We start from the raw sequence: 13,583 nt of genomic DNA on the forward strand, positions 1-13,583 counted from the left end.
GATGCCTCCGCCGAACCTGTATGCTCGTGCGCGCACTTTCTTTTGTGCACATGGCGCACGGGACCGCGGGTGCGGCGCGCACCCGGTCTTCCCTGCGCCCTCGCTACAGAGCGAGGGCGGAACGAAAAGCAATACTCGGACAAATCGTGTCGCGAGAATGCGAACGCACGGCAAGCTGCCGTAGGGTGGGCAAAGGAGCGAAGCGACGTGCCCACCATCACGAGCACGCCGGGAATGGTGGGCACGTCGCTACGCTCCTTTGCCCACCCTACGGCTTCGGTGATTGAGGATGGAGCGCGCCACACATTCGTCGCCCTGGCGAAAGCCAGCACCCATTACCCCAAATGCAAATTGCTGCGCGACACTGGGGCCACGATCCCGTTCACGACCAAATTCGGTGGTAATGGGTCCTGACTTTCGTCAGGACGACGATGTGGAGATAGGATGCCCAATCTCTCCACCATCACCGCGCCGCCTGCCGCGGATACTCCAGCTGCATCGCCACAAAATCCGCCGTCGACGCCCCATACCTTGCCTCGATCTCGTGCAACGCCTGATCCAGCGCCTCGGCCGGCGGCAACGCGATCGCCGGCAAGCGGCGATCAGCCGGCCAATCGCCCGCCACTTTTTCCGGCACGATCCGCAAACCATTGCGCGTCGTCTGCGCGCCGTCGCTTGCTGCGAACGCCACCGCGCGGGAGCGAGAGGTGCGCGACCACGCGTCGGCGACCAGCGCCAGCGAGACCTCGTCGATACCAGGCGCCAGCGCAATGCCGAGCGTCTCCCGGTTCCAGAACGCCAGCGTATTTGCGATCGCGGTCAGCGCGAATGGCCGGGTGAATTTGAAGGCGCTGCTGTCATGACGCGCATCCCAGTGGGGGAGACCAATCTCGCGGGCAATCGTCTCCGCCTTGGCGCGGCCGGCGATGGCCTCGATCAGGGTCAGCGACATCGGCATCGACGCGGAAATGCCCGTGGTCGTCGCGACGCCGCGATCGACCACGATCCGGCGGTCGGCCGCGTACTGAATCGCCGGATGCTTGCTGCGCCAGCCCTTCAGATAGAACCAGTGCGTGGTCGCCCGCCGGCCGTCGAGCAGGCCGGTGCTTGCCACCACCTTGCCGCCGGCGCAGACGCCGACGATGATCGCGCCGCGTTCGGCCTGCCGCTTGATCCACGCGATGACGACGGGATCGTCGTCGCGGCTCATCGCGGGCACGATGACGTAGTCGGCGCCGTCGGGATGTGCCTGATCGAATGCGGCGATGGTCGAATCCGGCTCGACCTTCAGCACCGGGAACAGCGTCACCGGTCCGGGAGCTGTGGCGAGCGTCACGACGTCGGCGACATCGGCGCGCTTGAGAATGCCGTAGGGCATCAGATAGTCGGTGGTCTCGGTCATGTCGTTGATGCCGACGATGGCGATCAACGGACGCTGTCGTTTCGGTGGCTTCAGCGCGCTGAGCGTTGCGGCCGTCTCATCCGCCGCGATTGCAGGCGCGGCCCGCGCGCCCGGTGTCGGGGGCAGGGTGAGGAGCCAGAGGCCGCCGACGATCGGAACCAGCGCGGCCACGGCAAACCCGCACCACGCAACAAGCCGCCAAGTCATGATCTCGTATCTCACGCCGGATTGCGTCGCCCGGCGCGCAAGCTAATCGTCGAGGCCGCCGCTCGAAATGGCGAATTTCCCGCAAAAACGGACATGCGGAACAGGCGAGATTTGGAAGCTCGCATGAGCGCAGCGACATGCGGGATAGGTCTCTCCCCACATATCGCTTCCGCCTTCGCTCTTCGAGCTTCGGCGAACAAGCCGCGCAGGCGGGCTACGATCCACGTTCAATCAACGCAGGCTCTTGCCGAGCCGCTGAAACACTGTTTCGCAGGTCATGAGGTCGAGATGGCCGCCGCCGGCATTCTTGAAGAAGGTGATGTCGTCGTCCGTTTGCCGGCCGGTGACCGCTCCGCCCACGAGATCATAGTGGTCGCCGAGCACGTCGCTCTCGCCGATCACGCCGTTTGCGATCGGTTGCAGGATATCGCCGACGCCATGGAAGGCGGATTCGCGCCGGTCGACGAAGACGCGCGAGCGCCGCGCGGCCTCGTCATCGGCCTCGCGGGTCTGCGGCGTGTAGCCGCCAACGAGGTCGAGATGCGCGCCGGGCTTGAGGTGAACGCCCTTGATCAAGGGCGTATGCGACCTGGTGCAGGCGGTGATGATGTCGGCTTCGCGCGTCGCGGCGTCGAGATCGTCGACCGTCGTGGCCGCGATGCTCTCTCCGGCCAGCAGTGCAACAAGGTCCCGGGCGCGCTGCGCGGTGCGGTTCCAGATCAGGATGCGGCGGAGCGAAGGGCGCACGCACAGATGCGCCCGCAGCAGCCATTGTGCCATCTCGCCGGCGCCCACCACCAGCAAGGTCTCCGCGTCGGCGCGGGCGAGCAATCGGGCGCCGAGCGCGGAGTCCGCGGCGGTGCGCCAATGCGTGATCTCGGTGCCATCAATCACGGCGAGCGGGCGGCCATCCGTGCCGTCGAACAGCACGCACACGGCCTGCACGGCCGGCAGCTTGCCGACGGCGAGGTTGGCGGGAAAGCTGGTGAACATCTTGGTCATCATGTAGCGGCCGGCGTCGACCGCGCTGCGGGTGACGTACTGGCCGTTCTCGTTGCCGAGAAAGCCGTCCAGCACCTGCATGCGCGGGCGGCGATGCGCCGCGGCGATCGCCTCGATCAGGATCGGAAAGGTGAGGACGCGATTGACCTCGGCATTGTCGACGAAATGCACCTGCGACACTCCAGCGAATGGGTGGGCGACATCATCCGGCGTCGGGACGGCGTCCGCAACAGGCCGTTGCTATTTGTGTTCCAGATGCCAGGCGCCGTCCCAATCGGCGGCCGGGGGCTGCTGCCTGAGCGCAGCTACGCGCGCCATCATCGCCGTCGTGGGACCGTCGCCGGGCACGGCCGCCAGCGCGGCCGCGAAGGCATTCGCCGCATCGTCCCAGCGTTGCGCGCGATAGGCGGTGAGGCCGTCGGAATAATGCTGCCGCAGCGCGGCCTGCGCCGGCGTCAGCTCCTCAGTTCTGCCCATGATCTCGAACACGGTTTGCTGCTGGGTCTGTCCGAGCACGACCAGGCGATCGATCTCGCGGAGCGCGATGGTCGGCTCGCAGGCGGCGGCGGTCGCCTCCGAGATCAGGCAGCGCGAATTGTAGAACTTGTTGGCGCCCTCGAGCCGCGAGGCGAGGTTCACGGTGTCGCCGAGCACGGTGTAGCTCATCATGAACTCGGAGCCGATGCTGCCGACCAGCGCCTCGCCGGTGGCAATCCCGATGCGGACGTCGCACTCGGCGGGGATGGCGCGCACCCCGAGCAGCTCGGGCAGCTCCTTGCGCAACTGGGCGACGCGGCCGATCATGTCGATGGCAGCAAGAGACGCCAGATGCGCCTGCTCGCTCTCCTCGATGAACGGCGCGCCCCAATAGGCCATGATGGCGTCGCCGATATATTTGTCGATGATGCCGCGCTGGGCGTGGATCGGCTCCGACATGGTCGACAGATAGAGGTTCATGATTTTGACCAGGCCGCGCGGCGTGACGCCCTCGCTGAGGCGGGTAAAGCCCTTCATGTCGCAGAACATCACCGTCATGATGCGACGCTGGCCTTCGGTCGCGGCGATCGCCGGCTGCTCGAGCAGGCCCTCGGCAATCCGCGGATTGATGTAGCGGCCGAAAGTCTCGCGGATCCGCTGGTTCTGCCGCAAGGTCTCGATCATGCGGTTGAAGGCGGCCGAGAGCTGGCCGATCTCGTCCTGCGTCGTGATCGTGATGCTGCCGTCGAGGCGGCCGGCCTCGACCTCGCGGGTACCCTCGAGCAGCTTCATCACCGGGCGGGTGATGCCGCTTCCGACCAGCATCGCGAACAAGAAGCCGAGGATCGCAGCGATGCCGGTGACAACAGCCGAGATGATGATGGTGCGCTGCTGCGCGGTCGTCACGGTCTTCGCGGCGGAAGCGACCTGGGACAGCATGTCGGCGCGAACGGCGTCGATCCTGGCGTTGAACTCGTCGCGCAGCGCGTCGGAGCGAATCGTGGTCTGCTTTGCGGCCGCAATGTCCCTGGCCTCGATCTGCCGGAGCAGCGTCGCATTCTCGTCCTCGAGGCGGACCAGGAGATCGTTGACGATGTTGTCAATCCGGTCGTCGATGCGCCCCAATGTTGCATTGTCGGACGGGGTGCGGGGGTCATTGATGATGGCGTCGATCAGCTTTCGTGCGGCATCTGCCTCCTGCTTGATGATTGGCGCGATCTCTTCAAACGTCTTTTGCGCGGCGGCATAGCCGGCCTCGTCGGCCTGCATCCGCGCGACCATCATCCGGCGCATCGCCAAGGCGCGCTCCAGCGAACGGACGTTGACGCGGGCGAGGTGGCCGTAGGCCGGGATGTAGCGGTTGGTGAGCTCGTCGAGGAGGTGGCCGACCTGGCTCGCCAGCACCATCGACAGCAACGAGGTGATCACGGCGAGGATGATCAGGCCAGTGGCGATGCCGACGATCTTCTGCCTGATGGATTTACGAAACATGCGTTGCGCCCAGACTGGCCGCGGCGGCCATGCTCCGCGATGGCGGTCCGTCCTGGCGGCGGACCAGCTAATAGAGTTCCAGGGCAGGCAAGGCAAGGTACCGTGGCAGGAAGGGCAGGCTCAGCCCTTCCTGGTATGGCCCCAAACCTCGTCCCAATCCGCACCCGTGGCATCGACCACGCGGCCGTCGGCTTCGAAGAACTTGTTCGGCACCTGGAAGATCGCCAGCATCAGGCCACCTTCGGGACACCAGGCGACATGGCGGCTGCCGGCCTCGCGCCAGATGAACTCGCCGGCGCCGCAGACGATGCCCTTGGCCGGGCCTTCCTTGTCGACCAGCGACCCTTCGAGCACATAGGTCTGCTCGATGTTGACGTGCTCGTGGTCGGGCAGCACCGCGCCGGGTGCGAAGCGCATCAGGGCGGTCATCAATCCCGTTTTGCGATCGAACAGCAGCGTCTTCGCCTCGCAACCGGGGAAGCGGGTCTTCTGCCAGTCCATATTCTTGGGACGAACGACGTGGGAATGCGTGCCGGCGGTCTCTTGCGTGACGGCGTCCATGCGATGCTCCGGTGTTCAGAACGGAGGCATGCTATCCGCTTTGGCGGCGGACGCCAGCCTGCAGGATCTGTAGGATGGGCGGAGCGCAGCGATACCCATCACCTTCGTGCCGCACGGTGAGATGATGGGTATCGCTGCGCTCCACCCATCCTACTTAGCGCAGGCCCTCATAGACCATGAAGCCGCGGGCGATGGCGAGCTTTCGCAGTGCACGCGGCATCAGCCGCTCCGGCGGGTGCAGGTAGCGCCAGGAGGTCAGCGTGAAATCGCCAAGCGTGGCGGCGGTATCTTCAAAGGGGACGAGCAGCCCGGTGAGGCTGACCGGCGCGTGGGGCCGGTTGGCAAACGGCAGCAGCAGCAATTCGAAATGCGCGCGGGTGCCGTCTTCGCCGGTCGCCGTGATGCCGGCGATCGCGGGCAGGGTCTCTTCGGCGACGGCGGTGACGATGTCTTCGATCTCATGGCGGCTCTCGGGCGCAAACAGCCCGGCAAAGCTCTGGTCCTTGAGATCGCGGCCGAGCAGGGCGCAGACGCGGGTGCCGGCGACACGGAACGGATGACCGGCCTCGCCGTCATAGGCCAGCACGAAAATGTCGGCGAGCAGCTCGCGCACCGCGGACGGCTCGAACGCGCTGCGCTCCGGGGCGCGCGCCTCGCCGCGCTTCTTGTTCCAGTAGCCGAAGAACTCGCGGCTGGACGGATGCTTCATTCGAAAGACCTTGCCCCGCGCCCGCCTTGGCGAGACACATCTGTCCCGCTTTCGTGCACGCGCTTTCCCTTCTCTGTTGTGCAGGCAAGACTGTGCAGCGTCCATGCCGCGGCCGCGTTTTGGGCGGCTTGCCGGCGCCTTTGCGCCGTTAACGTAAATTTAAGCATATGCTTGGCACCGGCCGCGATGGCGGGTAGGGTCCGCCTATTCCCGTTCGCGGCGGGGTACTCCAAGGCCCTGCCGCTCACGTACACAGGTGGCGTCAAACAGTTTGGTCATCGCGCGGGGAGGGGTGGGGAGGCTTCCCCTGGACCTCACAGGGCGCGAGAAGATCAGCCGGATCAGGGAGAGGTGTTCTCAGCACCTCTCCTTTTTCTTTTTGATCTGCAGGATCAGTTTCGTGTCCCGGACGCAGTGCAGCGCCTCTTGGCGGTGCACTGCAGAGCCGGGACCCAGCTACACCCGGACGTCTGGACCCCGGACCAGCAGCGCATCGCTTCGCGCTGCGCCGCATCCGGGGAACGCTGGATCGAGCCCGCGCGCTCACGCATTCAACTGGTACGCCAAATCTTGCCAGTCGGGGTTCAGGCCCTCGATCAGCTTGATTTTCCATGCGCGCCGCCAACGCTTCACGGCGTGCTCGCGTGCGCGTGCTTCCAGGATCGATTCGTAGGTCTCGAAGTAAACCAGCAGATGGACGTTATATTGTCGGGTGAAGCCGGGAACGAGCTTTGCTTTGTGCTCGCCAATTCTGCGCGCAAGATCGTTCGTGACGCCGACATACAGCGTACCATTTCGACCGCTGGCCAGAATGTAGACAAAAAATTGCCTGCTCATTGGATTCCCACGGAAAGGGACCGCGTCCAATCTCGCAAGAATGAGGCAGCTTGCCATTTCCCGTGGGTCCCGGCTCTGCGCCGCATCACTGCGTGCTGCGTCGCGTCCGGGACACGAGATTTTCGTGCCTGGCTAAATTTTCGTGCCCCGGATGCTGCGCAGCATGCCGCACTCGCGGCATGGTGCCCTGCTGATCCGGGGCCCACGTGCCAAGCAGTTACAGAAGGATTCGGGGATCGGCGATTGCTGCATTTGGGACACGGCGACCACCCCCGAATTGTGCACTTGCACAACGCCGCCAAAGCCGCCTATTTGAGGGACACCGCCGCTATCAAGGCCATCGATCCCTTGGAATCCCAATCCGACACCTCGCTCGCGCCGCCCGAGGCTCCGCGCGAGCCGATCCTGACGCTGCCGGGAGCGCTGACGGCCTATATCGGGCTGATCGCGCTGATCCATCTGCGGGTGCTGCTGCCGGATGAGTGGGAGATCTGGACCATCGACGTGTTCGGCTTCATCCCGAAGCGCTACGATGCCACGCTGCTCGACATCACCTTTCCGGGCGGCAGCGGTGCCAAGGTCTGGAGCTTCGTCACCTATTCGCTGCTGCACGCCAATCTCAGCCATATCGGTTTCAACGTGCTGTGGCTCCTGCCGTTCGGCAGCGCGCTGGCGCGGCGTTTCGGCGCGGTCAGATTCTTCGTGTTCATGGCGGTGACGGCGGCTGCAGGCGCGCTCGCGCATCTGCTCACCCATGAGCACGCAATCGCACCGATGATCGGCGCCTCCGCCTCGGTCTCCGGCACCATGGCGGCGGCGATCCGCTTTGCCTTCGTCAAGGGCAGCTTCCTGTCGTTCAACCGCGGCGACGCCGACAGCGCGGCGAAGGTGCCGGCGCTGTCGCTCTCGCGCGCGCTGCGCGACGGCCGCGTGCTGGGTTTTCTGGCGGTGTGGTTCGGCGTCAACATCATCTTCGGCGTCGGCTCGATCGCGATCGGAAGCGAGGGCGCGAGCGTCGCCTGGCAGGCGCATATCGGCGGCTTCCTCGCCGGCCTCATGCTGTTTGCACTGTTCGATCCGATCCCGCGCGCGCGCCACGATGCTGCGGATGCGTCGTCAGTGGACCAGTCGGGGCGCGTCTGATCGCCGCTTGCGGCGCATCGCGAATTCATACATCATCGACGAAAGTTGTAACGCAACGATAAGCCCGCTGGCACACAGACCAGCCGTGCTGCGCCCCGCGCCCGGAACCGAAATCGGCGCGGAACTGTTGATTGAAGACTCGACGAACGACATCGATCCCCTATCTCAAAGGGGACGCCCTCTCATAAGGGGACATGGATTCAGGGAGGCAACAATGACGGTACGTTCCATTCTCGATTCCAAGGGCCACCAGATCATGAGCGTCGAGCCCGACGCCAAGCTGGCGGCTGCGGTCAAGCTGCTCGGCGAGCGCAAGATCGGCGCGGTGCTGGTGATGGCGCAGGGCAAGATGGAAGGCATTTTGTCCGAGCGCGACATTGTCCGCGTGCTCGGCGAGCGCGGTGCTGCGGTGCTGGATGAGCCCGTGAGCAACGTGATGACCAGGAAGGTCGTCAGCTGCAAGCAGTCCGACACCGTCAGCGGGCTCATGGAGATGATGACGCTCGGCAAATTCCGCCATCTGCCCGTGGTCGAGGACGGCAAGGTGGTCGGGCTGATCTCGATCGGCGACGTCGTCAAGCGCCGCGTGCAGGAATACGAGAACGAGCAAGAGGCGCTGCGCGACTACATCAAGACGGCCTGAGGCTCGTTACTTGCCGGAGGTGCCGGCGTCGCGCGGCGGCGGCACCAGGATGTCGATCGCTTCCTGGATCGAGTCGATGGCGCGCTCGGCGGCGCGGACGCCATGCGCGATCAAATCGTCGGCGCGGTGGAAGTCGAACCAGCCGATCTGGCCGACCCGCGGCGAGATCAGGAGGTCGGGCGGATCGCCGGCGAGCCGGGCACGCGTGATGCGGTCCTGCATGATGTTGAAGGCGTCGACCATGACGCTGGAGATGCCCGGCCGGGTCGCGCTGCCGAAGAACTCCCGCTTGACCGTGCGCTCGGCCGAGAAGAAGCGGCTGAAGCGCCGCTTCGGCGGCTCGGCGTCGGGCACCGCCGGTTCGGGCGTGACCGATACCGCCACCTCGGGCGCGGCGGCCTGGCCGTGATTGTAGATCGTGGTCGAATGCGCGAACACGTCGCTGGACAGATTGGCCGCGATCACGATCTCGGCGCCGAGCGCCCGGGCTGCCGACACCGGCACCGGGTTGACCAGCGCGCCGTCGACCAGCCAGCGGTCGCCGATCAGGACGGGAGCGAAGATGCCGGGCAGCGCGTAGGAAGCGCGCATCGCCTCAACCATCGGACCATGCGTCACCCAGATCTCGTGCCCGGTGCGCACCTCGGTGGCGACCGTCGCGAACTTCACGGCGAGGTCCTCGATCCGGCTCTGCCCCATCGCGGTCTCGAGCTCGGCCGCGAGCTTGGTGCCGCCGATCAGGCCGGACCCGTTGAGGCGGATGTCGAGATAGGACAGCACGCTGCGCGGCTGCAGGCTGCGCGCCCATTGCTCCAGCGTGTCGAGATGGCCGGCCGCATAGGCCCCGCCGACCACGCCGCCGATCGAGGTGCCGACCACGACATTGGGGACGATGCCGTGGGCGAGCAGCGTCTTGACGATGCCGATATGGGCAAATCCGCGCGCCGCACCGCCGCCAAGCGCCAGGCCGATCACGGGACGGCGCACCGTGCCCAATCCGACCTTGTCGGGACCATCGGCGGCCTTCTGGCCGCGACCCATCCAGCTATCCAACACGACAAAACTCTCCTGCCGAGGCGAGACTATGCCCCGCGACGCGGCTCCGCCAGAATCGTCCGTATGCATGGTTTATGCCCCGGCCAAGCCGGCCTTAGGCAGGGAATATGACCTGACCACGACGCCTGGATTAACATCCGCTTGAATGGCGGGTTCCAATCCGGGGACAAGCCGCCGGCGGAGGGGCCGTAAGCCTACGGAGGCTTGAATTTGCCGCGTTTTCGGTGAAAAGCATGGCCATGACATCACCGGGCAACGGCGTCGACGGATGCGGGCGGGGCAGGCGACGGCTTATCCCGTGGCTCTTGCTTGCCATGCTCGTGACGCCGGCCTCGGTCTCGGCCCAGATGTTCAGCGACCGGCCGCCGCCGGTGCCGCCGGCCTCGGTGCCGGATGTGCCGTCCGGGCCGGCGCTCAATCTGGCGCCGCCGTCCGGGCCGGGCGCGGGGCCGCCTGCTTTGCCGGCGCCGCTGACCCAGCCGACCATCGTGCAGCCCTCGATTGCGACCACACCGCCGGTCGTCCCGCCGCCGGGCGCCTCGACCGCCGGCCAGGCCGTGCTGTCACTGACGGCGCGCTACGGCAAGGACCTGCCGGTCATCAACAGCGGTCTGGTCTGGCGCGTCTTCGCCGACAAACCGGACGAGAACGGCACCTTCAAGCTGATCCGCGAGGAGCGCGGTGCGACGCCCAACATCGTGCTGCCGCCCGGCAACTACGTCGTGCATGTCGCGCTCGGCCTGGTCAGCGCGGTGCGCGCGGTGAACCTGAAGTCGGAGACCGACCGCGAGGCCTTCGTGCTGCCCGCCGGGGGGCTGCGGATCGAGGGCCGCGTCGGCAGCAGCAAGATTCCGCCGAACCAGATCTCGTTCGCGATCTACAAGGGCAGCCAGTTCGACGGCGCGGAGCGCAGCGCCATGCTCCCCAACGTCCCCGCCGGCGACGTCGCGCTGCTGCCCGAGGGCACCTACTACATCATCTCCAACTACGGCGATGCCAACTCGGTGGTGCGCTCCGACATCCGCGTCCAGGCCGGCAAGCTGACCGACGTCACCGTCACCCACCGCGCCGCCGTCATCACGCTGAAGCTGGTCAGCGAGAAGGGCGGCGAGGCGCTGGCCAACACCGCCTGGTCGGTGATCACGCCGGGCGGCGACGTGATCAAGGAATCGATCGGCGCCTTCCCGCGCGTCGTGCTCTCGGAAGGCGAGTACCGCGCCATCGCCAAGAACGAGGGCAAGGTGTTCGAGCGTCCGTTCAACGTCGTCAACGGCGTCGACGGCGAGGTCGAGGTCGTCGCGCGCTGACGACGCGCAGAGTGCTTAGACGCGTATCGTCGTCGGCACCATTGAAATCAGAACCGCGTCACGATGTCTGACAGTGCCGGACGCGGGCGGTCTTCGCTCGGCTTGGTCGGCGTGCCGATGTGAATCAGCCCGGCGAGTTTTTCGTCCGCCTTCAGGCCAAAACCATCGAGTACGTCGCGATCGAAGGAGTACCAGCCGGTCAGCCAGCAGGCGCCGTAGCCGAGCGCTGCCGCGGCGGTGACGATGTTCATCGCGCTGGCGCCGGCGGAGAGTTCCTGCTCCCACGGCGGCACCTTCGGATGCGGCTTGGTGAAGGAGACCACGCCGATCACCAGCGGCGCGTCGGTCAGCCGCTTCTTCTCGACCTCGATGTCGGAGGCCGGTGCGCCCGGATGCTTCCTAGCGAAGACATTGGCGATCACGTCGCCGGCGCGGACACGGGCGTCGCCCTCGAACACGATGAAGCGCCAGGGCGCGAGCTTGCCATGGTCCGGCACGCGGGCCCCGATGGTCAGGATGGTCTCGAGCTCGGCCGGGGAGGGCCCGGGGCCCGTCATCTCGCGCGGCTTCATCGAGCGGCGGGTCTTCAACAGTTCAATCGCGTCGGGCACGGAGGTTTCCTTGTGTCAGTCGTGCCCCAGAGATAGGGGCACGACCTTTTCGGTGGAAGCCAGTTTAGACCGATTGTGAAGATCAGGCCGCCGCTCGCGCCCGCTTCACGTCCGGCGGCGTCGCCTCATCCATCAGCGCGGCGATCGCCTCGTCGGTCGGCATCACGGTCTGGCGCTCGCTGCCGAGGCGGCGGACCGAGACGGAATGGGTCTCGGCTTCCTTCTTGCCGACCACGAGCAGCGCCGGGATCTTGGCCAGCGAGTGCTCGCGGACCTTGTAGTTGATCTTCTCGTTGCGCAGGTCGATCTCGACGCGGAGGCCGGCGCGGCGCGCAGCAGCGGCAACCACCTTGGCATACTCATCGCCTTCCGAGGTGATGGTGGTGACCACCACCTGCGTCGGCGCAAGCCAGAGCGGGAAGTTGCCAGCGAAGTGCTCGATCAGGATGCCGATGTAGCGCTCCATCGAGCCGCAGATCGCGCGATGCACCATCACCGGCGCCTTCTTCGAGCCGTCATGGTCGATGTAGAACGCGCCGAAGCGTTCCGGCAGGTTGAAGTCGACCTGCGTCGTGCCGCATTGCCAGTCGCGGCCGATGGCGTCGCGCAGCACATATTCGAACTTCGGCCCGTAGAAGGCGCCTTCGCCCGGATTGATCGCGGTCTTGATGCGGTTGCTGCCCGAGGCCTGAATCTGCGACAGCACGGTCGCCATCACGCGCTCGGCGTGATCCCACATCTCGTCGGTGCCGACGCGCTTTTCCGGCCGGGTCGACAGCTTCACCGTGAGCTCGCCGTCGAAGCCGAAGTCGGCATAGGTCGACAGGATCAGATCGTTGATCTTCAGACACTCGTCCGCGAGTTGCTGTTCGGTGCAGAACACGTGCGCGTCGTCCTGGGTGAAGCCGCGCACGCGCATCAGGCCGTGCATCGCGCCCGAGGGCTCGTAGCGGTGCACCACGCCGAACTCGGCGAGGCGCAGCGGCAAGTCGCGATAGCTCTTCAGGCCGTGCTTGAATATCTGCACATGGCCGGGACAGTTCATCGGCTTCAGCGCGAACCAGCGCTTGTCCTCGGCCTCGTCGCCGGCGGATTGCGCCGCGAACATGTTCTCGCGGTACCAGTCCCAATGGCCGGAGGTCTCCCACAGCGCCTTGTCGAGGATCTGCGGTGCGTTGACCTCGCTGTAGTCGCCGGTCAGGCGACGGCGCATATAGGCGATCAGCTGCTGGAAGATGGTCCAGCCCTTCGGGTGCCAGAACACGACGCCCGGGCCTTCCTCCTGGAAGTGGAACAGGTCGAGCTCGCGGCCGAGCCGGCGGTGGTCGCGCTTCTCGGCTTCCTCGATCTGCTTCAGATAGAGATCGAGGTCCTCCTGCTTGGCGAAGGCGGTGCCGTAGATGCGGGTCAGCATCGGGTTGTTGCTATCACCGCGCCAATAGGCGCCGGCCGCCTTCATCAGCTTGAAGGCGTTGCCGATCTTGCCGGTCGAGGTCATGTGCGGGCCGCGGCACAGATCGAACCAGTCGCCCTGGAAATAGATCTTGATCGGCTCGTTGCCGGGAATGGCGTCGACGAGCTCGACCTTGAAGGCCTCGCCCTTGTCGCGGAACACCTGCTTGGTCTTTTCGCGATCCCACACTTCCTTGGTGAAGGGTTTGTCGCGCGCGATGATCTCGCGCATCTTCTTCTCGATCGCGGCAAAGTCTTCCGGCGTGAACGGCTCGTTGCGAAAGAAGTCGTAGTAGAAGCCGTTCTCGATCACCGGGCCGATGGTCACCTGGGTGCCCGGCCACAGCGCCTGCACGGCTTCGGCCAGCACATGCGCAGCGTCGTGCCGGATCAGCTCCAGCGCGCGCGGATCGTCGCGGTTGACCAGCTCGATCTTCGCGTCAGCCTCGATCGGATCGTTGAGATCGGCGAGCGTGCCGTTGAGCGCCATCGCGACGGTGCGCTTTGCGAGCGAGGGCGAGATGCCCTTGGCGATGTCGAGACCGGTGGTGCCCTGAGGATAGTCGCGCTTCGCCCCGTCGGGGAAGGTGAGGGTGATCTTGTGCAAGGGTTCGGCGGGCTTGAGATTGGAAAGGCTGTACTGGAATCCGGATTCGGATTTAGGCGTGTCGGCCATTGATGTCTC

General features: G+C 65.8%; 12 protein-coding genes. 3 read left to right on the forward strand and 9 right to left on the reverse strand.

Going from position 1 to position 13,583, the window contains the following annotated elements; translation table 11 throughout:
- Positions 1–463: 463 nt before the first annotated feature.
- The 6 genes from JQ604_RS14205 to JQ604_RS14230 form a co-directional block, all read right to left on the reverse strand.
- Complete coding sequence (locus tag JQ604_RS14205) at positions 464–1,609, reverse strand: DJ-1/PfpI family protein (protein ID WP_212358042.1); 1,146 nt, start codon at positions 1,607–1,609, stop codon at positions 464–466.
- Between the two features lie 231 nt (positions 1,610–1,840).
- A complete protein-coding gene (locus tag JQ604_RS14210; protein WP_212358043.1) occupies positions 1,841–2,782 on the reverse strand; it encodes an ornithine cyclodeaminase family protein in 942 nt (313 codons plus the stop codon).
- A 69-nt stretch (positions 2,783–2,851) separates the two neighbouring features.
- Complete coding sequence (locus tag JQ604_RS14215; RefSeq protein ID WP_212358044.1) at positions 2,852–4,579, reverse strand: adenylate/guanylate cyclase domain-containing protein; 1,728 nt, start codon at positions 4,577–4,579, stop codon at positions 2,852–2,854.
- 120 nt (positions 4,580–4,699) lie between these two features.
- Positions 4,700–5,140 (reverse strand): cupin domain-containing protein, encoded by a 441-nt coding sequence (locus JQ604_RS14220; protein ID WP_212358045.1) that lies wholly within the window; start codon positions 5,138–5,140, stop codon positions 4,700–4,702.
- A 154-nt stretch (positions 5,141–5,294) separates the two neighbouring features.
- Positions 5,295–5,849: a PAS domain-containing protein gene (locus JQ604_RS14225; protein ID WP_212358046.1), complete on the reverse strand. Its 555-nt coding sequence runs from the start codon at positions 5,847–5,849 to the stop codon at positions 5,295–5,297.
- A 543-nt stretch (positions 5,850–6,392) separates the two neighbouring features.
- A complete protein-coding gene (locus tag JQ604_RS14230) occupies positions 6,393–6,686 on the reverse strand; it encodes a GIY-YIG nuclease family protein (RefSeq protein WP_212358047.1) in 294 nt (97 codons plus the stop codon).
- Between the two features lie 339 nt (positions 6,687–7,025).
- Between JQ604_RS14230 and JQ604_RS14235 the strand changes: the two genes are divergently transcribed.
- Together JQ604_RS14235 and JQ604_RS14240 are read left to right on the forward strand one after the other, a co-directional pair.
- Positions 7,026–7,829, forward strand: coding sequence for a rhomboid family intramembrane serine protease (locus tag JQ604_RS14235; protein WP_433996249.1), 804 nt, complete (start codon positions 7,026–7,028; stop codon positions 7,827–7,829).
- 214 nt (positions 7,830–8,043) lie between these two features.
- Positions 8,044–8,472 carry a CBS domain-containing protein gene (locus JQ604_RS14240; protein WP_212358048.1) on the forward strand — a complete coding sequence of 143 codons (429 nt, stop codon included), beginning with the start codon at positions 8,044–8,046 and terminating at the stop codon, positions 8,470–8,472.
- 6 nt (positions 8,473–8,478) lie between these two features.
- On the opposite strand, the gene JQ604_RS14245 is transcribed toward JQ604_RS14240, so the two are convergent.
- Entirely contained in the window at positions 8,479–9,528 is a 1,050-nt protein-coding gene (locus JQ604_RS14245) for a patatin-like phospholipase family protein (RefSeq protein ID WP_212358049.1), read from the reverse strand.
- 239 nt (positions 9,529–9,767) lie between these two features.
- On the opposite strand from JQ604_RS14245, the gene JQ604_RS14250 reads away from it, so the two are divergent.
- Positions 9,768–10,835, forward strand: coding sequence for a hypothetical protein (locus tag JQ604_RS14250; protein ID WP_212358331.1), 1,068 nt, complete (start codon positions 9,768–9,770; stop codon positions 10,833–10,835).
- 47 nt (positions 10,836–10,882) lie between these two features.
- Here the strand turns inward: JQ604_RS14250 and JQ604_RS14255 are convergent, their stop codons facing one another.
- Positions 10,883–11,446 (reverse strand): nitroreductase family protein, encoded by a 564-nt coding sequence (locus tag JQ604_RS14255; RefSeq protein WP_212358050.1) that lies wholly within the window; start codon positions 11,444–11,446, stop codon positions 10,883–10,885.
- An 82-nt stretch (positions 11,447–11,528) separates the two neighbouring features.
- Positions 11,529–13,574 (reverse strand): threonine--tRNA ligase, encoded by a 2,046-nt coding sequence (gene thrS, locus JQ604_RS14260; protein WP_212358051.1) that lies wholly within the window; start codon positions 13,572–13,574, stop codon positions 11,529–11,531.
- Between the last annotated feature and the right edge of the window lie 9 nt (positions 13,575–13,583).

The organism is Bradyrhizobium jicamae (assembly GCF_018130695.1).
In the GTDB taxonomy this organism is placed as follows: Bacteria; Pseudomonadota; Alphaproteobacteria; order Rhizobiales; family Xanthobacteraceae; genus Bradyrhizobium; species Bradyrhizobium jicamae_B.

Excerpts from the sequence above, each read along its gene's own strand:
- JQ604_RS14205 (WP_212358042.1), bottom strand. The coding sequence starts at position 1,609 with ATGACTTGGCGGCTTGTTGCGTGGTGCGGGTTTGCCGTGGCCGCGCTG.
- JQ604_RS14215 (WP_212358044.1), bottom strand. The coding sequence starts at position 4,579 with ATGTTTCGTAAATCCATCAGGCAGAAGATCGTCGGCATCGCCACTGGC.
- JQ604_RS14220 (WP_212358045.1), bottom strand. The coding sequence starts at position 5,140 with ATGGACGCCGTCACGCAAGAGACCGCCGGCACGCATTCCCACGTCGTT.
- JQ604_RS14225 (WP_212358046.1), bottom strand. The coding sequence starts at position 5,849 with ATGAAGCATCCGTCCAGCCGCGAGTTCTTCGGCTACTGGAACAAGAAG.
- JQ604_RS14230 (WP_212358047.1), bottom strand. The coding sequence starts at position 6,686 with ATGAGCAGGCAATTTTTTGTCTACATTCTGGCCAGCGGTCGAAATGGT.
- JQ604_RS14240 (WP_212358048.1), top strand. The coding sequence starts at position 8,044 with ATGACGGTACGTTCCATTCTCGATTCCAAGGGCCACCAGATCATGAGC.
- JQ604_RS14250 (WP_212358331.1), top strand. The coding sequence starts at position 9,768 with ATGACATCACCGGGCAACGGCGTCGACGGATGCGGGCGGGGCAGGCGA.
- thrS (WP_212358051.1), bottom strand. The coding sequence starts at position 13,574 with ATGGCCGACACGCCTAAATCCGAATCCGGATTCCAGTACAGCCTTTCC.